This is a genomic window from Pedococcus sp. P1_H8 (assembly GCF_056405175.1).
This window is the reverse complement of record NZ_JBFUCP010000361.1, coordinates 1-394: the sequence shown is the minus strand read 5'-3', so window position 1 is coordinate 394 and position 394 is coordinate 1. Positions and strand designations below refer to the sequence as shown.

Genomic DNA, 394 nt, shown 5'->3' with positions numbered 1-394 from the left:
CCCCTTGGCCCACTCCGGCCGGAAGGTGGCGTAGTCGCCGCGGTAGTTCGCCCGCATGAACTGCTCCATCTCGCGGAAGTACGCGGCCTGACCGGGCGTGCCCGGGACCCCGACCACGTTCATCCAGATCGCGGTGTCCCACTCCGGATGGTCCGGCCTCGGACGGAGGGCCGAGATGGTCGGCGGGCCAGCACTTTCCACCATGACATCGGCCTGGTCGTCGAGACCGCACAGGCGCACCTCGAACGGACCGTTGACCGGGTACCTGCCCTCGGACTGGAGCTGGCGCTGCCGCTCGTGGTGCCAGCTGGTGAACTCGTTGATCACCCGGGCGATGTTCGCCCGGCGGGTGATCACCACGCCGCCGCCGGCGTTCATCCGCACGGTGGTGGCA

Annotated in this window: 1 protein-coding gene; it reads right to left on the bottom strand. The window is 69.5% G+C overall.

Annotation, left to right across the window (positions count from 1 at the left end):
• On the bottom strand, positions 1 to 394 hold a 394-nt coding region (locus AC1DYG_RS20375), incomplete at both ends, for a cholesterol oxidase substrate-binding domain-containing protein (RefSeq protein WP_477641654.1).